Below are 24177 nucleotides of genomic sequence, written 5' to 3' on the forward strand. Positions count from 1 at the left end.
TCAATCGGATTCGGTTGAAGAGCTCATTTCAGTTGCCGGACGCTTACGGCGCTGTCCCCAGATGACGTTCAACGCAGCGGCTCCGCGCTCATGACCGAACTCCTTCATGACAATCGCGCAGGATTCGCAGGGAGGCAGGGTGGTGGCAAGCGTGATCGACTTGATGTCTTCAGGGTTTGGATACTTTTCGCTGATGTAGGCAATCAGTTTGCTTTCACTGTCCGCAGAGGTCACTCGACTTAGCCTGTCCGAGGTGCCCGGAGCATCCATCAGATGAGGGATGGCGAGCAATTTTCCATCGGCGCTCAGAGTGAGGGAGGCAGGGTCAATCGCGTTCCTGATGCCATCAACATTGAAGTAAGTGGCCTCTTTGACGTTGACTTGCGTATAGCCACTGTGGGATTTGAACAGCGGCAGGTGCTGGGTGTAGTCCTCGATTCCGGAAACACTGACATATATTTCGTTGTTTCCGGATGCCGTGATGACGTGGGCAAAAGCTATGTTCTTTTGATTTTTGGTCGGAAGGGTTTTTTGCAGTTCTCGCATGGCGTCATTGATGGTCACCGCTCGGGTGGTGGATTGAGACGGGCCGGCAATGGCCGGCGATGAAAAAAGCGCGTTGAAGATGCTTGCGGTTGATTTTTGTATGGCTTCGGGCGCTTGTGTGGTGGGTCGCCACACGGCTGCCCCGTTAGGCAAATCAGAGACAATCATCCTGGTGCGACGATCGAATAACACCGCCTCGGCGGGGTAGGTACTGACTTTCAACCACTTCATATTGGAGGGTGGATGGCTCGGTGCGCCAATGGGTATCGAAATTTCATCGATCTTGTCCAGTGCCCGTTCGACCTGGTCTCTGCCGTAGATTCGCGCGGCGTTGTTGGCGTTCAACGAACCGATATAAACCCGTTGCAGCTCTTCTCCCAAAGAGCCGGGCGTCAGGTCGCTTGGGCCAAGCCTTTTCAGGCTCAGAGCAGACTCGACACTCTCAGTGGAGAGCAATCTGGTCATGTAATAATCATCCATGTTCAAGCGGGTGAATATGTACGTGAACTGCTCATCGATCGAGGGAATGATGAGCGCGCCGGTTTGATGGATATCGTCAATTTTTTCTGCCGAACCGGTTACTTTGATGCCACCGTACAGACCGGTTTGAAATTCCAGGGTCGCCGTAATGGTTTCTCTGGGGATGGGGACTCTGCTGGAGAGACCGATCCATTGCGGTTTGCCTTTGTAGGTGTTGAGCTTGCCGTCCTTGAGCTCATAGATTTTCCCTTCGAAGGCGAGCAGGGCGCGATCGTTGGGATGCTTGGGCGTGGAGGGATAGAACGTTGCGTCACCAAACCAGGGCGCCCAGCTTAACTCAGTGCTGAACTCGCCCGCGGGTGGGCGCTCGGCAGGTTTGTCTTGCACTACATACCTGGTTTTGCACGCCTCATCCGGCGCACGACGAACACGGCACGCCAGTTTCCTGAAGGGTGGATTGTCATCCCGGTGGCTGATGCGACGCAGGGTTCCGGCCTTCAAACGATAGGGCACGCCATCCACATAGAAGAGGCGGCTGCCATCGGCTTCAAGCACTTCTAGTACCCGGGCATTTTCCGGTAACTCAACGAGGGTCTCGGTGTCGGTTTGCGCCCGTGTGTTGAAGTGGGAGCGGCCCGGTGATACGTCAGCGCCCAGCCCAGGGCCGTAAGGCCTGGACGATAAAGGGTCAATCAAACGGTAATCGGCGCTGCCTGTGGCTGTGGTGTTGCGCACAGGAACATCGTCAACTCCGCGCACAGTGCTCAACTGGTCATTCATTGTCAGTGGACGCCAGCGGCCCGGGTCCGTGGCTTGGGCCATGCCTTGGACGAAATCGTATTGGCCGGCGCGCCCGGACAACGTCTTGAGACTCAGATAGCCCTTTTTACTGAACCTGTACACGCTCTGGCTGCCTGCCCGTAGCAAGGACGCAATGCCGTCGAGCGGGTTCAGGGTGGCGTTGAGCAAACTACCTGTCAGCGTTGCAAAGGCAGGCAGTGCTTTGCCAATGCTCAACTTGCCCGCGGCGCTGACCAACTTCAGCGAGCCTGACGCAAACTTGCCCATGGGCCGGGCGAATGCAACAAAATCTGTGAACAGGCCAAAGGCTCCACTCACCAGGCGATCACGGTCCCCCGAAGCCAGGTCTTCGATACTGCCCCAGAAAGGCACAAACATTTTGAGGATTTCCAGGTTTTTTTCACGCCTGGCCTTTTGGCGATCGAATTCGGTTTCGCCATAACAACTGTCGTAGAGCTGTTTTTCGTCAACGAAAAGCAGCTTCTCGCAAATGTACCGGGCCAGGTCCAGGGTGACTTTCGACTCCAATGTCCGCGGTAGGGGGTGGTTGGCGTCGTTATTGTTCGATTCGCCGAACGTGCCGCCCAGTGGGTCCAGGATGGCTTGGCATTCTTTGTGAGCGCCGGGGAGGGTGCCTTTTACGTGGGCATCCCAATCGAACGGAAGGGTTTTATGGCGAAGAACATCCACACTCACTGCCGAGCCGCGGCTGATTCTCCACTTTTCGATTTTGCGCTCTGCGCCAATATGGTGTGGCTGAATATCTGGGCGTGGGCGGATCACCCCAGCCCGCGGGAGCAGTTCGTAGTACGAGGTTTTGCGCTGGCTCGTCGTTTCCAGAATGAAGCCATTACGCGCGCGCAGGGGCAGCGTCTTATCTTCGGATTCATTGTTTGCTTCAATGCCCGTGGTTTCTTTTCTGAGGGTGTAGACCTTTGTGACGCCGTACTCCAGGGCTTGGCGATCAGCCAGGGGTAGGGATGCGAGCAGGTGGGTGATCAACGTGCGATAGGAGCTTCTGATGAAGCTGAGGTAGATGTCGAAATGGGTTTTGAACGTTTGCTCGATATCGGGGAGCTTCCTGTCCTGCTGGGCAATAGCGCTAAAGCCGGGCCCGGCAAAGTTAGTCTGTAGGGTCGTATCGTGGTCGATCTTGAACCAGACATCGGTGATGACTTTTCCATCGGGCCGGGTGACGAACCATTTATGCTCAGTGAGTTGGCCGGCTGCATACACATCCACGAATGTGTAGGTTTGGGGGACGAGTCTTCCGAGGGGGCCGCTGAGCCGAGTCACGGGGGCGGCGTAAGTGCTGGCCTCCTTCACCAGCTTCCTGCCATCCGTCACGAACCGGCCGTCTGCGAAGAGCTTCGCCATTTTAAGCCTGGCGATGTTCAGCCTCTCGGGGGGGCGGCTATCCAGCCAGTTGACCGCCCGGGTCATGCTATCGATGGTGAAGTCGAGCTTTTCTGCAGCGGTCTGTATGTCCTGCAGGGTGTAGTGCCCGTCGGCCTTATGGGCAACCAGGCCGTTTGTCACGGCCCATTCCAGCATGGGTTTCAATCTGGTCAGGGTGACCAGTTTCAGGTCATCAGCCGTGGCTTCACTGGCGTATTGGCCAGGGAAGTCGACCAGTTGCTGGAAACTCAGTCTTTGCAGCAATGTCGGGTCGATCGCGTCAGCCAGATACACACCATGAGCAAAATTTACCCAAACGGTAGAGCTTCGGTAAGGCAGTTGCGACGGTATATCGTGAATCTGGAAGTGCGGCGGGAACAAGGATTGATAAAGACGCGCGAGCAGAATGGATTCGTTCACTGACGCGGCGCGTTTTGAAGACAGCAGATGCGCCTCGAACTCGGCCCGAATCTGCCCATAGCTTTTCCCCCAGTTGGACGAACGTTGCCACGGGTAACCGGCGATACTGTCCGGGCTCTCGTTTTGCCCGTTTTCAAGCCAAAGACGAATGGCGTGGGCGAGCAGCTTGGTGCATATCCCTGCAGCCGTGTCCTCACCGGGTCTGCCGCCAAACCAGCCCAGCACTTGCAATAACCTGGTTGCCAGCTGCCGGGCGTTCGTCGATTGCAGAATAGCCTCCAGATACGCCGAAGGCTTCGCCCGGATTTGCGTCGTCGTCAATGTGTCGATATCCGAAGCGCCGAGGTAGGCCAGCAATGGGGTGTGCGGCGTAGGCAGGAATTGACGCACTGTGTCAGTGATCAGGTTCTCAGTGTGGGGGCTCAGGGCGTCGATGTTTATTCCATGTCCAAGTCCCAGCGTGTGGTGAGCGCGTTTCTCTTCCAGCGCATTCATCGTGGCGTTGCGTTGCTCGGTGTTTTGCCGAGTGCATGGGGTAATACCGTAAAACCAGGTCATTCGTGCAAATGTTACTTGGCCGTCGAAACGAATTTGCCCGCCCAATAGTCGAGCAGTTTTTTCAATCTTTGCACGCAGCCCGTTCCAAGAGGGGTCGTTGTTCAGTGGAACCCGAATGGTGGTTTCTCTGTTCCTTGACAGTGTCTCGTAGAGGGCTTTGCCGTCTTTTAAAGTGACGATCAAGTGGTAATGAGGGGCGCTCAGCGTTTTGCACAGCGCCTGATAGTTTTTATCCTGGATGAGCGTGTGCAGTGCTCGTTGTCCGGTTTCATTTTCCAACGCGATGGGTGAACAAAGCCTGGGCTTGACCAGGCTGTCGGCCAACGTCTGCAGCGGTATCTGATGGTTTCGAACGAGCGATAGCATGGCCTCGTAATCGCCCAGCAAACCCTGATGTTTCTCGGCATAAGAGGGTGTCGGGCTCAGACTCGTTGAAAGGCCGGGGGCGGCGGTAGATTGCATATGGAGGTTTCCTGGTGATTAACGAACGTTTCTCTACGCGCCTCGATAAAGTGCAAGGTCTAGAGAAGTTCCGTATCAAAACAGTCCAGGCAAACCCGGGGTGGTAGATATGTATGGGGTGCAGGAAAGTTGTAACGGCGTTTGGCAATTACCAGGGTTTTATCACCGCTGTTGTCTCAGGCATCCAGGGGCATGGGGTGTCAAATAGTGTCCGGCCTCTTGCGGGGAGCTGCTACGCCTCCTAGTCTTGCGGGAATGAGCGGTCTGAATGCTGATCGCCTACGCCTATGCAAGGGATCTCATGACTCAAGCGCGGACTCTCGGAACCCCCCGGTTGTTGGGCATCGTCTGGCCTTTTATCGCCGTCGTCCTGTTTCAGGCATTGTTGGGGGGTGTCAGTCTTTACGTGTTGTCTGCGGTGCGCGGCTACGTGGCGGGAGAAAGCCTTTGGTCCAAGGGTCAGAAAGACGCCATTTATTACCTCAATCTTTATGCCGACAGTCGCGACGAAACAATCTTTCAAAAGTACCAGCGGGCCATCGCCGTACCTGAGGGCGGGCATGAGCTGCGGGTGGCCTTGGACCGTCAGCCGCCGGATCTGGAGGCTGCACGGGCGGGAATCCTCAAGGGCGGCAACCACCCGGACGACGTGTCCAGTCTGATCTGGCTCTACCTGAATTTTCGACACTTCAGTTACCTGGAAGAGGCTATCGATCTCTGGACGGTGGGCGACGGCTACCTGATTGAACTGGATGACGTCGCCCGCCAGATGCACAGCCGGATTACCGCAGGTCAGGCTTCTGAGGCCGATATTCGTGGCTGGAAGGCGAAAATCTTTGCCATCAACGATTCCGTCACCCCGGCAGCCAAAGCTTTCAGCGATGCGCTGGGGGAGGGGTCGCGCTTCATCCTGCGCCTGTTGCTGGTGACCAACTTCGCCACCGCACTGGGGTTGATCGTGCTGGCGCTGTTGCGCACGCATAAACTGCTGGCCCAGCGGCAGGTCTTCGCCAATGCCCTGCAACTGGAAAAGGAGCGGGCGCAGATCACCTTGCAGTCCATTGGCGACGGCGTGATCACCACCGATGTGGAAGGGGCAATCGCCTACATGAACCCCGCCGCCGAAGCGATGACTCACTGGAAGGCCGAGCACGCCACGGGATTGCCTCTGGCCGCCCTGTTCAATTTGCTCGATGACAACGCCCAGAGTGAAGGGCTGACCCTGATCGAGCATATTCTCAGCGGCCGGCTCGGTGGCGGCAGCGAGCATTCCAAACTGATCCAGCGCCTGGATGGCAGCACTGTGTCCGTCACGCTCGTAGGTGCGCCGATCCGCCACGCCGGCAAGGTCAGCGGAGCGGTGCTGGTGTTGCACGACATGACCCAGGAACGCCAATACATCGCCAACCTGTCGTGGCAAGCCACCCATGATGCGCTGACCGGCCTGGCCAATCGCCGGGAATTCGAATATCGCCTTGAGCAAGCCTTGCACAATCTGACGCGCCAGGTGGGGCGCCATGCATTGATGTTCCTCGACCTGGACCAATTCAAGCTGGTCAATGACACCTGTGGTCATGCCGCCGGTGACGAACTGTTGCGGCATATATGCGCACTGTTGCAATCGGGGCTGCGGGAAAACGACACCCTGGCCCGACTGGGGGGCGATGAGTTCGGTATCTTGCTGGAGAACTGCTCGCCGGAGGCCGCGGAAAAGATCGCCGAAGGGCTGCGCCAGACCGTACAGAACCTGCATTTTGTCTGGAAGGGCCGGCCATTCGTGACCACCGTTAGCATCGGTCTGGTGCATATCGCCCAAAGCCCGACGACGCTGGAGGCGTCCCTGCGTGCCGCCGATATGGCCTGTTACATGGCCAAGGAAAAGGGCCGCAATCGCGTCCAGGTCTATCACGCCGACGACTCGGAGCTGTCCCTGCGCTTTGGCGAGATGGCTTGGATCCAGCGCTTGCACATGGCTCTGGAGGAGAATCGCTTCTGTCTTTATGCCCAGGAAATTGCCGCGCTGGGTCCGGGCGACCATGGCGGCGGGCATATCGAGATCCTGTTGCGCCTGCATGATGAAGCCGGAAGGATGATTCTGCCGGACAGTTTCATTCCTGCGGCAGAACGCTATGGCTTGATGACTTCCCTGGATCGCTGGGTGGTGGAAAACGTCTTCAAGATCATCCGCCAGTGCCTGAACGATTCGCGACAGGGACCGATGGCCATGTGTGCGATTAATCTGTCAGGCACAACTATCGGAGATCAGGCATTCCTTGATTTCCTGCGTAAACAGTTCGCGGCCTACTCGATTCCACCAGAAATGATTTGTTTTGAAATAACCGAGACCAGTGCTATTTCGAATTTGGGCAGCGCCATCCGCTTTATCAATGAACTCAAGAGCTTGGGTTGTTACTTTTCGCTCGATGACTTTTGTGCCGGAATGTCTTCATTCGCTTACCTGAAACATTTACCTGTAGACTTCCTGAAGATCGACGGGAGTTTCGTAAAGGATATGCTGGACGACCCGATTAACCGTGCAATGGTCGAGGTGATCAATCACATCGGCCACGTCATGGGTAAGCGCACGATTGCCGAGTTTGTTGAAACTACCCAGATCGAGCAGGCGTTGCTGGAGATTGGGGTGGACTACGCTCAAGGGTATGTGATTGAACGCCCGCAGTTGTTTACCTGTGATACGTTGCAATGCAGGCCGGCCCGGCCGCAGCCGCTGTTATTCAAGGCCCCCGGCACGTTCCGCTGAACCTCTTGTTGATCCGGAAAAAATCACAATCAAAAGGAGCCCGACAGTGATCGACACATTCAACCGAACAGGCCCGCTCATGGACGCCACAAGCTATCCGAAATGGGCACAACAGCTCATTACCGATTGCAGCGAGAGCAAGCGCCGGGTTGTCGAACACGAGCTGTATCAACGCATGCGCGATAACAAGCTCAGTGCCAAGACCATGCGCCACTACCTTATTGGTGGTTGGCCGGTCGTTGAACAGTTCGCCTTATACATGGCACAGAACCTCACCAAGACACGCTTTGCCCGCCATCCCGGCGAGGACATTGCGCGTCGCTGGCTGATGCGCAACATTCGTGTCGAACTCAACCATGCCGATTACTGGGTCAACTGGAGCGCCGCCCATGGCGTGACCCTGGAAGATCTGCAGGCGCAGCAAGTGCCACCCGAACTCCATGCGCTGAGCCACTGGTGCTGGCATACGAGTTCTTCGGACTCGCTGATCGTGGCCATCGCCGCGACCAACTATGCCATCGAGGGGGCAACCGGGGAGTGGTCGGCACTGGTGTGTTCCAGCGGTATCTACGCGGCGGCTTTCGCCGAGGAAGACCGCAAGCGAGCCATGAAGTGGCTGAAGATGCACGCCCAGTACGATGATGCCCATCCCTGGGAAGCCCTGGAAATCATCTGCACCCTGGCGGGCATGAACCCGAGCAAGGCCTTGCAGATCGAACTGCGCCAGGCTGTCTGCAAGAGCTACGACTACATGTACCTCTTCCTGGAGCGCTGCATGCAACTGGAGCAATCGGAATCGGTGGGGAAAACCTCATCGCCCCGTGAGCGCCTGGCACTGGCCGGAAGCTGATATCCGATAGCCAGCCCATGTGGGAGCGAGCGTGCTCGCGAAGGGGTCAGGACAGTCAACGGGGAGGTTGATTGCCTGATCGCCATCGCGAGCACGCTCGCTCCCACATTTTTCGACGGTGTTCACAGAATCTGTCATTGCTGGTTTTCAACCCGCCATCGCCAGCCGGTTGCGGCCCTCGCGCTTGGCCACGTACAACGCGTTGTCGGCCCTGCGCAGCAGGCTTTCGACTGACTCACCCGGCAGCAGCGTCGCGCAACCCAGGCTGACCGTCAGTTCGATCCGCGTACCTGCGGCAAAATAATCCTGCGCCTGGGCGGCATGACGCAGTCGTTCTCCGACCAAGGCCGCGGCGTCCCTGCTGGTGTTCGAGAGCAGAATCAGGAATTCTTCGCCGCCGAACCTGAACACCATGTCCACATTGCGCAGCTGATTCTTGATGGCCTCGGCTACGTCCTTCAACACCTCATCGCCGATACCGTGCCCATGACTGTCGTTGACGCGCTTGAAATGATCGATGTCCAGCATCAACAGTGACAGCGGTTGCACATGACGCTTGGCCATATCAATTTCACGGATCAGCGTCTGGTCCATGGCGATGCGGTTGCCGGTGCCGGTCAGTGGGTCACGCAGGGCACTTTGGGTCGCGGCGCGGTAGAGCAGAGCATTGCGCAACGGAAACAGCAGCGTCGACAACACAGACTCAAGGTCGGCTTGTTCGGTCTCGGTGAAGCGTTGATTGCGGCGAAACACCAGCTCGCCCAAATACTCGCTTTCATGGCTGAGGTTGTAGGTGAGGGTGTGATGCCCGCGTTGCCCCAGCTCCAGGCGCAGATCGCTGGGGCTGTGGCGATAGATCAGCGCGTCCAGCGGCACCAGCCGCTGAACCTCACGAAAAAACAGCCCCAGGATCCGTTGCGGCTCCAGGCTGGTCTGCAATTGCTGGCTCAGCTGCTGACGCAACTGCGAAAGATTGACAGAGCGTGCCACCAGCGGTGACGGCTGGCCAAAGCCCAGGCGCTGCAGTTTGGCGCTGTCGAAATCAATCGCGTTGATCTGGGTTGGCGTTTTCATATGGCGTGAGCCCCTAAGCAAATCTGTCCTGACAGGTTGGGTGAGGCGGCTTTGGGCGGCGCGTCGTACTGGTCCTTCAGTCCCGTAGGACATCTGATTTGAGTTTAGTCCGCTTTACCTGGCAGGCATAAGTCTCATCTCAACATCCATTACCCGCCGAACATGGCGTGTTTGAGGATCTTTAGAGCGAAAGTCGTGCCATTCGGTTCAGTAGAATAAAAACCGATTGTAAATCAATGTATTGACTACAAACGGCGAGCGCCTCGTCGGCATGGGGTGACATGGGCTTGGCGGTTCGCCTGGCTACGTATTGGGCGCAGGGACGTCGCGACGGTAAACCGACGCGACGCGAAGGTGAACAATTATTGGGCGTTGAACGCCTGACCGTTGACGCCTGTGCTATCCGGCCCCATGAGGTACAGGTAGACCGGCATGATTTCTTCAGGCGTAGGGTTGTTGAGCGGGTTTTCCCCCGGATAGGCCTGGGCGCGCATGCTGGTGCGGGTGGCGCCGGGGTTGATGCTGTTGGCGCGCATGGGTGCGACGGTCTCGATTTCGTCGGCCAGGGTTTGCATCAGCCCCTCGGTGGCAAACTTGGAGACACCATAAGCCCCCCAGTAAGCCCGTCCCTTACGCCCGACGCTGCTGGAGGTGAACACCACGGACGCGTCCTTGGACAGCTTGAGCAGCGGCAGCAAGGTGCTGGTGAGCATGAACATGGCGTTGACGTTCACCTGCATCACCCGCATGAAGTTCTCGCCGGACAACTGCTCCAGCGGCGTACGCGGGCCGATGATCGAGGCGTTGTGCAGCAGGCCGTCCAGATGGCCGAATTCGGTTTCAATCATCGCCGCCAGTTCATCGTACTGATGGGGCAGGGCGGTTTCGAGATTGAACGGGGTCACCACCGGCTGTGGATGCCCGGCCGCTTCGATTTCATCGTAGACCTGGGTCAGGTTGGCTTCGGTCTTGCCCAGCAGCAATACAGTAGCGCCGTGGGCGGCATAGGTCTTGGCGGCTGCGGCGCCGATGCCGCGACCAGCGCCGGTGACCAGGATGACCCGGCCATTGAGCAGGTCGGGGCGGGCGGAATACTCAAACATAAAAAAACCTCAACAATTAAAGCAGCACGGTTCCTGTGGCACAGAACTGTCATGGCGAGTGAGCTTTTGTGGCGAGGGAGCTTGCTCCCGCTCGGCGGTGAAGCCGTCGCCAGCTGACTCAGGGACCGCTTCGCGGTCCAGCGGGAGCAAGCTCCCTCGCCACAAGAGCGGTCAGCTCAGCAACTGCACAGCGCGTTATCCAGCACTTCACGCAGCGCCGAGGGGTGATCGATCACCACATCCGCGCCCCAATGGTTCGGGTTGTCGTCCGGGTGAATGTAGCCGTAGGTCACCGCGCAGGTCCTGGTGCCGGCGCTGCGGCCAGACTCGATGTCCCGCAGGTCGTCGCCTACGAACAATACGCTGGCCGGATCCAGGTCGAGCATCTTGCACGCCAGGGTCAGCGGTTCGGGGTCCGGCTTGCTGTTCTTTACATGGTCGGGGCAGATCAGCACTTTCGAGCGTTCGGCCAGGCCTAGCTGCTGCATGATCGGCTCGGCAAAGCGCACCGGTTTGTTGGTGACCACCCCCCAGATCAGGTTGGCGGCCTCAATGTCGGCCAGCACCTGGGCCATGCCGTCAAACAGGTGGCTGTGCACCGCGCACCCCTTGAGGTAGCGGTCGAGGAATTCCTGGCGCAGTTCCTCGAAACCCGGCGACTCCGGGTCCATGGAGAAGGTCACCGCGACCATCGCCCGGGCGCCGCCGGAAATCTCGTCGCGAATATGCTGCGTGTTCATCGGTGGCAGGCCACGGTCGGCACGCATGGCCTGGCAGATGGCGATGAAGTCCGGCGCGGTGTCGAGCAGCGTGCCGTCCATGTCGAAGAGAACCGCTTTGAGACGCATCGACTTACTCCTCGCGCAAGGTCTGGATCATGTAGTTGACATCAACGTCGGCGGCCAGCTTGTAGTGCTTGGTCAGCGGGTTGTACGTCAGGCCGATGATGTCCTTGACGGTCAGCCCGGCCATGCGGCTCCAGGCCCCCAGCTCCGAAGGCCGGATGAATTTCTTGAAGTCGTGAGTGCCACGTGGCAACAGCTTCATGATGTATTCGGCGCCGATGATGGCGAACAGGTAGGCCTTCGGATTGCGGTTGATGGTGGAGAAGAACACCTGGCCACCGGGCTTGACCATGCGAAAGCACGCGCGGATGACCGATGATGGATCCGGTACGTGTTCAAGCATTTCCAGGCAAGTGACCACATCGAACTGCTCGGGCATTTCCTCGGCCAGGGCTTCGGCGGTGGTCTGCCGGTATTCCACGCTGACGCCGGATTCCAGTTGATGCAGTTGCGCAACCGCCAGCGGTGCTTCGCCCATGTCGATGCCCATCACCGTCGCTCCGCGCTGGGCCATGGCTTCGCTGAGGATGCCGCCGCCGCAGCCGACATCGAGCACCTTCTTGCCAGCCAGGCTGACTCGCTCGTCAATCCAGTTGACCCGCAGCGGGTTGATATCGTGCAGCGGTTTGAATTCGCTTTCACGGTCCCACCAGCGATGGGCCAGGGCTTCGAATTTGGCGATTTCAGCGTGGTCGACGTTGCTCATGTGCAGATCCTCGAAAAACTTGAAAAATCGTAGGGCCCGAGCCGTGGCTCAAGGGACCTGGTTATTCGTTGTGGCCGCTGATGCGACGACCCCATGCCTGTGCCGTGGCACTGAGCTGCGATTCGTCCAGGCGGGTCAGGCGGCCGTCCTCAAGCAAGGGCTTGCCGGCCACCCACAGATGTTTCACGCAGTCGCGACCGGTGGCGTAGATCAGTTGCGACACCGGGTCATAGACCGGCTGCTGGGCCAGTCCCGACAAGTCAAAGGCCACCAGGTCGGCGGCCTTGCCGACTTCCAGCGAGCCGACCGTCGCTTCGATGCCCAGCGCCCGGGCGCCATTGAGCGTGGCCATGCGCAACGCCCGGTGGGCGTCCAGGGCCGTGGCCGAACCGGCAACGGCCTTGGCCAGCAACGCGGCGGTACGCGTCTCGCCCAGCAGGTCCAGATCGTTGTTGCTCGCCGCCCCGTCAGTGCCGACCGCGACATTGACCCCGGCCTGCCACAAGCGCTCCACCGGGCAGAACCCGCTGGCCAGCTTCATGTTCGATTCCGGGCAGTGGATCACGCTACAGTTGCTTTCTACCAGCAACGCCTGGTCTTCATCGCTGACCTGAGTCATGTGCACCGCCTGAAAGCGTGGCCCCAGCAGGCCCAGGCGCCCCAGCCGGGCCATGGGTCGCTCACCGGTGTTATCCACAGCCTGCTGTACTTCGAAGGCGGTTTCGTGAACATGCATATGAATGGCCGCGTCCAGTTCTTCGGCGATCACCCGGATTTTTTCCAGGTTCTTGTCGCCGACGGTGTAGGGCGCATGGGGGCCGAATGCCACTTTGATCCGTGGATGATGCTTGAGGTCGCCAAACAATTCGATGCCCTGACGAATGGCATTGTCGGCGCTGGCGGCACCGGGGATCGGAAAATCGAGGATCGGAATGGCGATTTGTGCGCGGATACCGCTGTTATGCACACGCTCGCTGGCAACCTTGGGGTAGAAATACATGTCCGAGAAACACGTGATGCCGCCCTTGAGCTGCTCGGCGATCGCCAGGTCAGTGCCGTCGCGAACAAAATCTTCGTCGACCCATTTGCCCTCGGCCGGCCAGATGTGTTGTTCAAGCCAGGTTATCAAGGGCAGGTCGTCGGCCAGGCCGCGGAACAGGGTCATCGCCGCATGGCCGTGGGCGTTGATCAGTCCGGGGCTCAGGAGCATGCCCGGCAGTTCGCGGACCTGGGCTGCGTCACACTTGAGGGCTTCTGCCCGTGGACCGATGAACACGATGCAGCCGTCGCGGATGCCCAGGCCATGATCCTTGAGCACGACACCGGCGGGTTCGACAGGCACCAACCAGGTCGGCAGCAGTAATAAGTCGAGCGCAACGGCAGGCTTGGGCATCGTGGAACGGTTCCATGGCGTATAAAGGATGGCGAAGTATACCCGAGCGTCTTCGCGGAGGGATCGCTATAATCGGCGGCTTTTGTTCATGAGTGCGGGGTGTGGGATGCGCGATCGACTGTTGGCTGCGGAGAAGGTGAAGGCCATCGATTGGCGTGATGGCGCCCTCTATCTGTTGGATCAGCGTATTTTGCCGTTCGAGGAAACCTGGATCGCCTATACCTCGGCGGCCGGCGTGGCCGAGGCCATTCGCTCGATGGTGGTGCGGGGCGCGCCGGCCATCGGCATCAGTGCGGCCTATGGCGTGGTGTTGGCAGCGCGGGCGCGGGTGGCCGAGGGCGGGGACTGGCAGACGGCGCTGGAAGCTGATTTTGCCCTGCTGGCCGACTCCCGGCCGACGGCGGTGAACCTGTTTTGGGCGCTTGACCGGATGCGCGACCGGCTGGGGCGCTTGAAAGAGCACGCCGAACCGCTGGCGGCCCTTGAGGCCGAAGCCATCGCAATCCATGAAAGCGACCGCGAAGCCAACCTGACCATGGCTCAGTTGGGTGTCGACCTGATCCGCAAGCATCAGGGCAACGCCCAGGCCATCCTGACCCATTGCAATACCGGTGCCCTGGCCACCGGCGGCTTTGGCACGGCCCTTGGCGTGATCCGGGGGGCATTCCTCGAGGGCATGGTCGAGCGCGTCTACGCCGACGAAACCCGTCCGTGGCTGCAAGGCTCGCGCCTCACCGCGTGGGAGTTGGCCAATGAAGGCATCCCGGTGACCCTCAATGCCGATTCCGCCGCCGCCCACATCATGAAGACCAAGGGCGTGACTTGGGTCATCGTCGGCGCCGACCGCATCACGGCCAATGGCGACGTGGCGAACAAGATCGGCACCTATCAACTGGCGGTCTGCGCCATGCACCATGGCGTGCGCTTCATGGTGGTGGCGCCGAGTTCGACCATCGACATGAACCTGGCCAGCGGCGAAGACATTCCGATTGAAGAGCGCGACGGGCGCGAACTGCTGGAGGTTGGTGGCAAGCGGGTCGGGGCGGAGGTGGATGCCTTCAACCCGGTGTTCGACGTCACCCCGGCGGACCTGATCGACGCCATTGTCACCGAGAAAGGCATCGTCGAGCGCCCGGATACGGCGAAGATGGCGCAGTTGATGTGTCGCAAGCGGTTGCACTGAAGGCTTTGAGTGGCGGGTCTGCCGCTATCGCGAGCGGGCTCGCTCCCACATTGGATCGGTGTTGTGGCCGGAATCTTCGGCATACACAGATCCCCCGTGGGAGCGAGCCCGCTCGCGATGAGGCCCTGAAAGTCAGCAAATGAGCCTGAATTGAACCTCAAATCTGCTTTCGGCAAGCCTCTAAGCCCCTCTCGTCCCATATCAGCCTGTCACCGGTCAACTAACTATGCTCCATGCGCATCAGGGGGATAGGTGCGTGGCGGCTCTTGTGATAACATCCGGCGGTTTCCAGGGCTGCCTCACGAGGTGGCCTTTACTGCGCAGATCCATGGCATAACTCGTTGATTTGTCGTAAGTCGCTGCATGGCACTTGTTCTGCAGCGGCGAGCTTCGTTCGTCCCATCTGGATGTGACGAGGTTTCACCAGAAAAAGGAATCAGGCTTCTCATGGGCGAACTGGCCAAAGAAATCCTCCCGGTCAATATCGAAGACGAGCTGAAACAGTCCTACCTCGACTACGCAATGAGCGTAATCGTCGGGCGGGCGCTGCCGGATGCGCGCGATGGCTTGAAGCCCGTGCACCGGCGCGTGCTGTTCGCGATGAGCGAGCTGGGCAACGACTTCAACAAGCCGTACAAGAAATCAGCCCGTGTCGTCGGTGACGTGATCGGTAAGTATCACCCCCACGGTGACACCGCCGTGTACGACACCATCGTCCGGATGGCCCAGCCATTCTCCCTGCGCTACTTGCTGGTAGACGGCCAGGGCAACTTCGGTTCCGTGGACGGCGACAACGCCGCGGCCATGCGATACACCGAAGTGCGCATGACCAAGCTGGCCCACGAACTGCTGGCCGACCTGCATAAGGAAACCGTGGACTGGGTGCCGAACTACGACGGCACCGAAATGATCCCGGCGGTCATGCCGACCCGTATCCCGAACCTGCTGGTCAACGGCTCCAGCGGTATCGCCGTGGGCATGGCGACCAACATCCCGCCGCACAACCTCGGTGAAGTCATCGACGGTTGCCTGGCCCTCATCGACAATCCCGAGCTGACGGTCGATGAGCTGATGCAGTACATCCCTGGTCCTGACTTCCCGACCGCTGCGATCATCAACGGTCGCGCCGGCATCATCGAAGCCTACCGCACCGGTCGCGGCCGCATTTACATGCGCGCCCGCTCGACCATCGAAGACATCGACAAGGTCGGTGGTCGCCAGCAGATCGTCATCACCGAACTCCCATACCAGCTGAACAAGGCCCGTCTGATCGAGAAGATCGCCGAGCTGGTGAAAGAGAAGAAGCTTGAAGGCATCACCGAGCTGCGGGACGAGTCCGACAAGGACGGCATGCGCGTCGTGATCGAACTGCGTCGCGGCGAAGTGCCCGAGGTGATCCTCAACAACCTCTACGCCCAGACCCAACTGCAAGCGGTGTTCGGCATCAACATCGTGGCGCTGATCGACGGCCGTCCGCGGATCCTGAATCTCAAGGACCTGCTGGAAGCCTTCGTGCGTCACCGTCGCGAAGTGGTCACCCGCCGCACCGTGTTCGAGCTGCGCAAGGCCCGCGAGCGTGGTCATATCCTCGAAGGCCAGGCCGTTGCCCTGTCGAACATCGACCCGGTCATCGCCCTGATCAAGGCCTCGCCAACGCCGTCGGAAGCCAAGGAAGCGCTGATCAGCACGCCTTGGGAATCCACCGCGGTAGTGGCGATGGTCGAGCGTGCCGGCGCCGACTCGTGCCGTCCGGAAAATCTCGACCCGCAATACGGCCTGCGCGACGGCAAGTACTTCCTGTCCCCGGAACAGGCGCAAGCCATCCTGGAACTGCGTCTGCACCGCCTGACCGGCTTGGAACACGAGAAGCTGCTGGCTGAATACCAGGAAATCCTCAACCAGATCGGCGAGCTGATCCGCATCCTCAACAGCGCCACGCGCCTGATGGAAGTGATCCGCGAAGAATTGGAAGTGATCCGCGCCGAATACGGCGACGTGCGCCGCACCGAGATTCTCGATGCGCGCCTGGACCTGACCCTGGGTGACATGATCCCGGAAGAAGAGCGCGTGGTGACCATTTCCCACGGCGGCTACGCCAAGACCCAGCCGTTGGCCGCCTACCAGGCCCAGCGTCGCGGCGGCAAAGGCAAGTCGGCCACAGGCGTCAAGGACGAGGACTACATCGCTCACCTGCTGGTTGCCAACAGCCACACCACGCTGTTGCTGTTCTCCAGCAAGGGCAAGGTGTACTGGCTCAAGACCTACGAAATCCCCGAAGCGTCCCGTGCCGCCCGTGGTCGTCCGCTGGTCAACCTGCTGCCGCTCGATAGCGATGAGTACATCACTACCATGCTGCCGGTGGAGGAATACACCGAAGGTCATTACATCTTCATGGCCACCGCCAAGGGCACCGTGAAGAAGACTCCGCTGGAATCCTTCAGTCGTCAGCGCAGTGTCGGCCTGATCGCCCTGGAGCTGGACGAAGGTGACGTGCTGATTTCCGCTGCCATCACCGACGGTGAGCGTGAGGTCATGCTGTTCTCCGACGGCGGCAAGGTTACTCGTTTCAAGGAATCCGACGTTCGCGCCATGGGCCGTACCGCCCGCGGTGTGCGCGGCATGCGCCTGCCGGAAGGCCAGAAGCTGATTTCCATGCTGATCCCCGAAGAAGGCAGCCAGATCCTCACCGCTTCGGCGCGTGGTTATGGCAAGCGCACGGCCATCAGTGAGTTCCCTGAGTACAAGCGTGGCGGCCAGGGCGTGATCGCCATGGTCAGCAACGACCGTAACGGTCGTCTGGTCGGCGCTGTCCAGGTGCTCGATGGCGAGGAGATCATGTTGATCTCCGACCAGGGCACCTTGGTGCGCACGCGGGTGGCCGAAGTGTCGAGCCTGGGTCGTAACACCCAGGGTGTGACGCTGATCAAGCTGGCCAGCGACGAAACGCTGGTCGGGCTTGAGCGCGTGCAGGAGCCATCGGAAGTCGAAGGCGAGGAGCTGGAAGGCGAGGAGGGCGTGGCGTTCGACGGCACTCTTGCTACCGACGTTGACGACATGACCGGCGACCAACCGCTCGACGCTGCCGCAGACGAAGAAGAACCGCAGGACTAAGCGGACATGCAGGGGGCGGATGAAGATTCGCCCCCTTGTTGTTTGTCCCGTTTGAAAATTTGCGACACTGCACATGACGCGCAACTGTGGGAGCGAGCCTGCTCGCGATGACGGACTGACATTCAACATGGATGCTGACTGTTACATCGCTATCGCGAGCAGGCTCGCTCCCACATTTGGGTCATGTGTTGATTGAAGATTGATGTGACCACCAGATCAGAGCGAGATTGGATGTGAGCAAGAGAGCCTATAACTTCTGTGCCGGCCCGGCGGCGCTTCCTGAAGCGGTCCTGAAGCGTGCCCAAGGTGAACTTCTCGACTGGCATGGCAAGGGCCTGTCCGTCATGGAAATGAGCCATCGCAGCGATGAGTTCGTGTCCATTGCCACCAAGGCCGAGCAGGACTTGCGTGATCTGCTGAACATCCCCTCCAACTACAAGGTGCTGTTCCTGCAGGGCGGCGCCAGCCAGCAGTTTGCGCAGATCCCGCTGAACCTGCTGCCTGAAAGCGGCAAGGCCGACTACATCGACACCGGGATCTGGTCGCAGAAAGCCATCGAAGAAGCCTCGCGCTACGGCCACGTCAATGTCGCGGCCACTGCCAAGCCCTACGACTATTTCGCCATTCCCGGCCAGAACGAGTGGAACCTGTCCAAGGACGCGGCCTACGTTCATTACGCGCCGAACGAAACCATCGGCGGCCTGGAATTCAACTGGATTCCGGAAACCGGCGACGTGCCATTGGTGGCTGACATGTCTTCGGACATCCTCTCGCGCCCTGTGGATATCTCCCGTTTCGGCATGATCTACGCCGGCGCCCAGAAGAACATCGGTCCCAGCGGCATCCTGGTCAGCATCATTCGCGAAGACCTGCTGGGGCGCGCCCGTTCCTTGTGCCCGACCATGCTCAACTACAAGGTCGCCGCCGACAACGGCTCGATGTACAACACCCCGCCGACCCTGGCCTGGTACCTGTCCGGCCTGGTATTCGAGTGGCTCAAAGAACAGGGCGGTGTCGAGGCCATCGGCAAGCTCAACGAAGTGAAGCAGCGCACGCTCTATGACTTCATTGACGCCAGCGGCCTCTACAGCAACCCGATCAACAAGACTGATCGTTCGTGGATGAACGTACCGTTCCGCCTGGCCGACGATCGTCTCGATAAGCCGTTCCTGGCCGGTGCTGACGAGCGCGGGCTGCTGAACCTCAAGGGTCACCGTTCGGTCGGCGGCATGCGCGCTTCCATCTACAACGCCGTCGATATCAACGCGGTCAATGCGTTGATTTCCTACATGGCAGAGTTCGAGAAGGAACATGGTTGATGTCTGAGCAAGAACTCAAGGCGCTGCGCCTGCGCATCGATGCCCTGGACGAAAAGGTCCTGGAGCTGATCAGCGAGCGCGCGCGCTGCGCCCAGGAAGTGGCGCGGGTGAAAATGGCCTCCCTGGCCGAAGGCGAAGTGCCGGTGTTCTATCGCCCGGAGCGTGAAGCGCAGGTACTCAAGCGCGTCATGGAGCGCAACAAGGGGCCTCTGGGCAACGAAGAAATGGCGCGGTTGTTTCGCGAGATCATGTCTTCGTGCCTGGCCCTCGAGCAGCCTTTGAAAGTCGCTTACCTGGGCCCTGAAGGCACCTTCACCCAGGCTGCCGCCATGAAGCATTTCGGCCACGCCGTGATCAGCAAACCGATGGCGGCCATCGACGAAGTCTTCCGTGAAGTGGCGGCGGGCGCGGTGAACTTCGGCGTGGTGCCGGTGGAAAACTCCACCGAAGGTGCGGTCAACCACACGCTGGACAGTTTCCTTGAGCATGACATGGTGATCTGCGGCGAAGTCGAGCTGCGCATCCACCATCACCTGCTGGTGGGGGAGAACACCAAGACCGACAGCATCAGTCGAATCTACTCCCACGCCCAGTCCCTGGCCCAGTGCCGCAAGTGGCTGGATGCCCATTACCCGAATGTCGAGCGCGTGGCGGTCTCCAGCAACGCCGAGGCGGCCAAGCGGGTCAAGGGTGAATGGAACTCGGCGGCGATTGCCGGCGACATGGCGGCCGGCCTCTACGGCCTGACCCGCTTGGCGGAAAAAATCGAGGATCGCCCGGACAACTCCACGCGATTCCTGATGATTGGCAGCCAGGAAGTGCCGCCGACCGGCGACGACAAGACGTCGATCATCGTCTCCATGAGCAACAAGCCCGGCGCGCTCCATGAGCTGCTGGTGCCGTTCCATGACAATGGCATCGATCTGACACGGATCGAGACCCGTCCGTCGCGTAGCGGTAAATGGACCTACGTGTTTTTCATCGATTTTGTCGGCCACCACCGCGATCCACTGGTAAAAGGTGTGCTGGAAAAAATCAGTCAGGAAGCAGTGGCACTCAAGGTGCTGGGTTCCTACCCCAAAGCAGTTCTTTAAGGGCGGATAGCTAATGAGTGGCAACTTCCTCGCTCTGGCTCAGCCAGGCGTGCAACAACTCTCGCCTTACGTTCCAGGCAAGCCGGTGGACGAATTGGCTCGTGAGCTGGATCTGGACCCGGCCAGCATCGTCAAGCTGGCAAGCAACGAAAACCCTTTGGGGGCGAGCCCCAAGGCGCTGGAGGCGATCCGGGACGAGCTGGCCGAGCTGACTCGTTATCCCGACGGTAACGGTTTCGCCCTCAAGAGCCTGCTGGCCGAGCGCTGTGGCGTGGAGTTGAGCCAGGTCACCCTGGGCAACGGTTCCAATGACATTCTCGAGCTGGTGGCGCGTGCCTACCTGGCGCCGGGTCTCAATGCCGTGTTCAGCGAGCATGCGTTTGCGGTCTACCCGATCGCCACCCAGGCCGTCGGCGCCGACGCCCATGTGGTGCCGGCCAAGGATTGGGGGCACGACCTGCCGGCCATGCTGGCGGCCATCGACGCCAACACGCGGGTCGTCTTCATCGCCAACCCAAACAACCCGACCGGCACCTGGTTCGACGCCCAGGCGTTGGACGACTTCCTGCAGGACGTGCCCGAGCACGTGCTGGTGGTGCTGGATGAGGCCTACATCGAATACGCCGAAGGCAGCGATTTGCCCGATGGCCTGGATTTTCTCGCCGCCTACCCGAACCTGCTGGTCTCGCGCACGTTCTCCAAGGCCTATGGCCTGGCGTCTTTGCGGGTTGGCTATGGCTTGTCCACCGCCGTGGTGGCCGATGTGCTCAACCGCGTGCGTCAGCCGTTCAACGTCAACAGCTTTGCCCTGGCCGCTGCCTGTGCTGCGCTCGGGGACGACGCCTACCTGGCCGAAAGTCGCCGCCTGAACGAGGCTGGCATGCAGCAGTTGGAAGCCGGGTTCCGTGAGTTGGGCCTGAGCTGGATTCCATCGAAAGGCAACTTCATCTGCGTCGACCTGGGCCGTGTCGCTGCCCCGGTGTTCCAGGGCTTGCTGCGCGAGGGTGTGATCGTGCGTCCGGTGGCCAACTACGGCATGCCGAACCACCTGCGCGTCACCATTGGCCTGCCAGCGGAAAACAGCCGCTTTCTCGAGGCGTTGAGCAAGGTTCTGGCTCGTGGTTGATGTCACTTCACTGCAATCTGCTGCACCTATGATCGGTCGCCTGGTGGTGGTCGGTCTGGGGTTGATCGGCGGCTCTTTCGCAAAAGGCCTGCGCGAAAGCGGTCTGTGTCGTGAAGTGGTGGGTGTCGATCTGGACCCGCAGTCGCGTCGGCTGGCGGTGGAGCTGGGGGTGGTGGATCGCTGTGAGGACGACCTGGCGATTGCTTGTCAGGGTGCGGACGTGATCCAGTTGGCCGTGCCGATCCTCGCAATGGAGAAGCTGCTGGCACGCCTGGCGACCATGGACCTGGGGCAGGCGATTCTCACGGACGTCGGCAGTGCCAAGGGCAATGTCGTGCGGGCGGCCACCGAAGCCTTCGGCGGGATGCCGGCGCGCTTTGTGCCCGGTCATCCGATTGCCGGTTCCGAGCAGAGCGGGGTGGAAGCCTCCAACGCCGAACTGTTTCGTCGTCACAAAGTGATATTGACGCCTCTGGAGCAGACCGATCCGGCTGCGCTGGCAGTGGTGGATCGCCTGTGGCGCGAGCTGGGTGCGGACGTCGAGCACATGCAGGTCGAGCGCCACGATGAAGTATTGGCCGCCACCAGCCATTTGCCGCACCTGTTGGCGTTCGGTCTGGTGGATTCATTGGCCAAACGCAATGAAAATCTTGAGATCTTCCGTTACGCTGCCGGCGGTTTCCGCGATTTCACGAGAATCGCCGGTAGCGACCCGGTCATGTGGCACGACATCTTCCTCGCCAACCGCGAAGCTGTCCTGCGCACACTCGATACATTTCGCAGCGACCTCGACGCCTTGCGCGACGCGGTCGATGCAGGGGACGGGCACCAATTGCTGGGCGTTTTCACACGCGCCAGGGTGGCCCGCGAGCATTTCAGTAAAATCCTGGCCCGTCGGGCCTATGTGGACGCTATGAACTCCAACGATCTGATTTTCCTGGCACAACCTGGTGGCTCCCTGAGTGGGCGTATTCGTGTACCGGGCGATAAATCGATTTCCCACCGTTCGATCATGCTCGGCTCCCTGGCTGAAGGCGTGACCGAAGTGGAAGGCTTTCTCGAAGGTGAAGACGCCCTGGCAACGCTGCAAGCGTTCCGTGACATGGGCGTGGTCATCGAAGGCCCGCATCACGGTCGCGTGACCATTCATGGTGTCGGCCTGCACGGCCTCAAGCCGGCCCCGGGCCCGATCTACCTGGGCAACTCCGGCACGTCGATGCGCCTGCTGTCCGGCCTGCTGGCCGCCCAGGGCTTCGACAGCACCCTGACCGGTGACGCTTCGCTGTCCAAGCGGCCGATGAATCGCGTGGCCAACCCCCTGCGGGAAATGGGTGCGGTGATCGAGACGGCGGCCGAAGGTCGTCCGCCAATGACCATTCGCGGTGGCAACAAGCTCAAGGGCCTGACCTACACCATGCCGATGGCCAGCGCCCAGGTGAAATCCTGCCTGCTGTTGGCCGGTCTCTATGCCGAAGGCAAGACCACTGTCACCGAGCCGGCCCCGACTCGCGACCACACCGAGCGCATGCTGCGCGGCTTCGGCTACCCGGTCACGGTCAACGGCGCCACGGCCTCCGTCGAGTCCGGCAGCAAACTGACCGCGACCCACATTGAGGTGCCGGGCGATATCTCGTCCTCGGCGTTCTTCCTGGTAGCCGCCTCGATTGCCGAAGGTTCCGAGTTGGTGCTCGAGCATGTGGGCATCAACCCGACCCGTACCGGCGTGATCGACATCCTGCGCCTGATGGGCGCTGACATCACCCTGGAAAACCAGCGTGAAGTGGGCGGCGAGCCGGTTGCAGACCTGCGCGTACGAGCAGCTAAACTCAAGGGTATCGAGATTCCCGAAGCGCTGGTGCCACTGGCCATCGACGAGTTCCCGGTGCTGTTCGTGGCGGCGGCCTGTGCCGAAGGGCGCACCGTACTGACCGGCGCTGAAGAGCTTCGGGTCAAGGAATCGGATCGTATCCAGGTGATGGCTGACGGCCTGATCACGTTGGGCGTGAAATGCCAGCCGACGCCGGACGGCATCATTATCGACGGCGGCCAGATCGGCGGCGGCGAAGTCCATGGTCACGGTGATCACCGTATCGCCATGGCCTTCAGTGTTGCGTCTTTGCGCGCCAGTGCGCCGATCCGCATCCATGATTGCGCCAACGTCGCGACGTCGTTCCCGAACTTCCTGGCACTGTGTGCCCAGGTCGGTATTCGAGTAGCACAAGAGGCACAGTCGTGAACATCAAGGCACCGGTTATCACCATCGATGGCCCAAGCGGTTCGGGCAAGGGCACCATCGCCGGAATACTGGCCAAACAATTGGGCTGGAACCTGCTCGATTCGGGCGCCTTGTATCGTCTGCTGGCGTTCGCCGCGGCCAATCATGGCGTCGATCTGACCAACGAAGAGCTGCTCAAGGCCCTGGCTGCGCATCTGGACGTGCAGTTCATCGCGGCGACCGACGGTCAGCTGCAGCGCATCATTCTGGAGGGTGACGAAGTCAGCAATGTCATTCGTACCGAAAGCGTCGGGGCCGGGGCCTCCCAGGTCGCCGCGCTGCCGGCGGTGCGCGAGGCGTTGCTACAGCGCCAGCGCGCTTTCCAGGAGCCGCCCGGATTGGTGGCCGATGGGCGCGACATGGGGACCGTGGTGTTTCCCGATGCCCCGCTGAAGATTTTCCTCACCGCCAGTGCCGAGGAGAGGGCTCGTCGCCGATATTTGCAGTTGAAGGGCAAAGGCGAGGATGTTAGTCTGTCGAGTCTGCTAGGTGAGATCCGTGCACGCGACGAGCGTGACACCCAGCGCGCAGTAGCCCCGCTCAAGCCGGCGGCTGACGCGATACAGCTGGATTCCACGGAGTTGTCCATCGATCAGGTGTTGCAACGCATCATGAGCGAAATCGCCATCCGCGATATCGCCGGGTGACCAGGAAGCTCCGCAGGGGACCAGT

15 protein-coding genes are annotated in these 24177 nt (G+C 60.2%); 9 read left to right on the plus strand and 6 right to left on the minus strand.

Features of this window, described 5'->3' with window-relative positions; translation table 11 throughout:
• Window positions 1-4665, minus strand: coding sequence for a deaminase domain-containing protein (locus tag MKS85_RS06345; protein WP_310662770.1), 4665 nt, complete (start codon window positions 4663-4665; stop codon window positions 1-3).
• 301 nt (window positions 4666-4966) lie between these two features.
• Between MKS85_RS06345 and MKS85_RS06350 the strand changes: the two genes are divergently transcribed.
• Both MKS85_RS06350 and MKS85_RS06355 read left to right on the plus strand, forming a co-directional pair.
• Entirely contained in the window at window positions 4967-7426 is a 2460-nt protein-coding gene (locus tag MKS85_RS06350; RefSeq protein WP_310662798.1) for an EAL domain-containing protein, read from the plus strand.
• Window positions 7427-7505: 79 nt separating this feature from the next.
• The gene (locus tag MKS85_RS06355) at window positions 7506-8276 is read left to right on the plus strand and encodes a TenA family transcriptional regulator (RefSeq protein ID WP_409078005.1); all 771 of its coding nucleotides are present in this window, start codon (window positions 7506-7508) and stop codon (window positions 8274-8276) included.
• 147 nt (window positions 8277-8423) lie between these two features.
• On the opposite strand, the gene MKS85_RS06360 is transcribed toward MKS85_RS06355, so the two are convergent.
• The 5 genes from MKS85_RS06360 to MKS85_RS06380 all read right to left on the minus strand — a co-directional run bounded on the left by MKS85_RS06360 (window position 8424) and on the right by MKS85_RS06380 (window position 13397).
• On the minus strand, window positions 8424-9350 hold the full coding sequence (locus MKS85_RS06360) for a GGDEF domain-containing protein (RefSeq protein ID WP_188251145.1): 927 nt from the start codon (window positions 9348-9350) through the stop codon (window positions 8424-8426).
• A 362-nt stretch (window positions 9351-9712) separates the two neighbouring features.
• Window positions 9713-10453: a YciK family oxidoreductase gene (locus tag MKS85_RS06365; protein WP_188251146.1), complete on the minus strand. Its 741-nt coding sequence runs from the start codon at window positions 10451-10453 to the stop codon at window positions 9713-9715.
• A gap of 176 nt (window positions 10454-10629) precedes the next feature.
• Complete coding sequence (mupP, locus tag MKS85_RS06370; RefSeq protein WP_047226303.1) at window positions 10630-11301, minus strand: N-acetylmuramic acid 6-phosphate phosphatase MupP; 672 nt, start codon at window positions 11299-11301, stop codon at window positions 10630-10632.
• A 4-nt stretch (window positions 11302-11305) separates the two neighbouring features.
• Window positions 11306-12004, minus strand: coding sequence for a bifunctional 2-polyprenyl-6-hydroxyphenol methylase/3-demethylubiquinol 3-O-methyltransferase UbiG (gene ubiG, locus MKS85_RS06375; protein WP_047226304.1), 699 nt, complete (start codon window positions 12002-12004; stop codon window positions 11306-11308).
• A gap of 61 nt (window positions 12005-12065) precedes the next feature.
• A complete protein-coding gene (locus MKS85_RS06380) occupies window positions 12066-13397 on the minus strand; it encodes a TRZ/ATZ family hydrolase (protein ID WP_188251147.1) in 1332 nt (443 codons plus the stop codon).
• Between the two features lie 106 nt (window positions 13398-13503).
• Between MKS85_RS06380 and mtnA the strand changes: the two genes are divergently transcribed.
• From mtnA to cmk, 7 genes are all read left to right on the plus strand, one after another.
• The gene (gene mtnA, locus MKS85_RS06385) at window positions 13504-14580 is read left to right on the plus strand and encodes an S-methyl-5-thioribose-1-phosphate isomerase (protein ID WP_188251148.1); all 1077 of its coding nucleotides are present in this window, start codon (window positions 13504-13506) and stop codon (window positions 14578-14580) included.
• A gap of 447 nt (window positions 14581-15027) precedes the next feature.
• Window positions 15028-17691, plus strand: a complete 2664-nt coding sequence (gene gyrA / locus MKS85_RS06390; RefSeq protein WP_047226307.1) for a DNA gyrase subunit A — start codon at window positions 15028-15030, stop codon at window positions 17689-17691.
• 233 nt (window positions 17692-17924) lie between these two features.
• A complete protein-coding gene (serC, locus tag MKS85_RS06395; protein ID WP_076385786.1) occupies window positions 17925-19010 on the plus strand; it encodes a 3-phosphoserine/phosphohydroxythreonine transaminase in 1086 nt (361 codons plus the stop codon).
• Complete coding sequence (gene pheA / locus MKS85_RS06400; RefSeq protein WP_003199233.1) at window positions 19010-20104, plus strand: prephenate dehydratase; 1095 nt, start codon at window positions 19010-19012, stop codon at window positions 20102-20104. Before serC ends, pheA begins: the two co-directional genes overlap by 1 nt.
• Before the next feature lie 13 nt (window positions 20105-20117).
• Window positions 20118-21230 (plus strand): histidinol-phosphate transaminase, encoded by a 1113-nt coding sequence (gene hisC, locus MKS85_RS06405; RefSeq protein WP_107322147.1) that lies wholly within the window; start codon window positions 20118-20120, stop codon window positions 21228-21230.
• Between the two features lie 28 nt (window positions 21231-21258).
• Window positions 21259-23466 (plus strand): bifunctional prephenate dehydrogenase/3-phosphoshikimate 1-carboxyvinyltransferase, encoded by a 2208-nt coding sequence (locus MKS85_RS06410; protein ID WP_262927072.1) that lies wholly within the window; start codon window positions 21259-21261, stop codon window positions 23464-23466.
• Window positions 23463-24152, plus strand: coding sequence for a (d)CMP kinase (cmk, locus tag MKS85_RS06415; protein ID WP_188251150.1), 690 nt, complete (start codon window positions 23463-23465; stop codon window positions 24150-24152). The genes MKS85_RS06410 and cmk overlap by 4 nt, the downstream gene beginning before the upstream one ends.
• The last annotated feature ends 25 nt before the right edge of the window (window positions 24153-24177 follow it).

Origin of the sequence: Pseudomonas sp. JL2 (assembly GCF_031570495.1) — a bacterium.
Classification (GTDB): Bacteria; Pseudomonadota; Gammaproteobacteria; order Pseudomonadales; family Pseudomonadaceae; genus Aquipseudomonas; species Aquipseudomonas rhizophila.

Coding starts and splice junctions, on each gene's coding strand:
- MKS85_RS06345 (WP_310662770.1), bottom strand. CDS start 4,665: ATGCAATCTACCGCCGCCCCCGGCCTTTCAACGAGTCTGAGCCCGACA.
- MKS85_RS06350 (WP_310662798.1), top strand. CDS start 4,967: ATGACTCAAGCGCGGACTCTCGGAACCCCCCGGTTGTTGGGCATCGTC.
- MKS85_RS06355 (WP_409078005.1), top strand. CDS start 7,506: ATGGACGCCACAAGCTATCCGAAATGGGCACAACAGCTCATTACCGAT.
- MKS85_RS06360 (WP_188251145.1), bottom strand. CDS start 9,350: ATGAAAACGCCAACCCAGATCAACGCGATTGATTTCGACAGCGCCAAA.
- MKS85_RS06365 (WP_188251146.1), bottom strand. CDS start 10,453: ATGTTTGAGTATTCCGCCCGCCCCGACCTGCTCAATGGCCGGGTCATC.
- mupP (WP_047226303.1), bottom strand. CDS start 11,301: ATGCGTCTCAAAGCGGTTCTCTTCGACATGGACGGCACGCTGCTCGAC.
- ubiG (WP_047226304.1), bottom strand. CDS start 12,004: ATGAGCAACGTCGACCACGCTGAAATCGCCAAATTCGAAGCCCTGGCC.
- MKS85_RS06380 (WP_188251147.1), bottom strand. CDS start 13,397: ATGCCCAAGCCTGCCGTTGCGCTCGACTTATTACTGCTGCCGACCTGG.
- mtnA (WP_188251148.1), top strand. CDS start 13,504: ATGCGCGATCGACTGTTGGCTGCGGAGAAGGTGAAGGCCATCGATTGG.
- gyrA (WP_047226307.1), top strand. CDS start 15,028: ATGGGCGAACTGGCCAAAGAAATCCTCCCGGTCAATATCGAAGACGAG.
- pheA (WP_003199233.1), top strand. CDS start 19,010: ATGTCTGAGCAAGAACTCAAGGCGCTGCGCCTGCGCATCGATGCCCTG.
- hisC (WP_107322147.1), top strand. CDS start 20,118: ATGAGTGGCAACTTCCTCGCTCTGGCTCAGCCAGGCGTGCAACAACTC.
- MKS85_RS06410 (WP_262927072.1), top strand. CDS start 21,259: ATGATCGGTCGCCTGGTGGTGGTCGGTCTGGGGTTGATCGGCGGCTCT.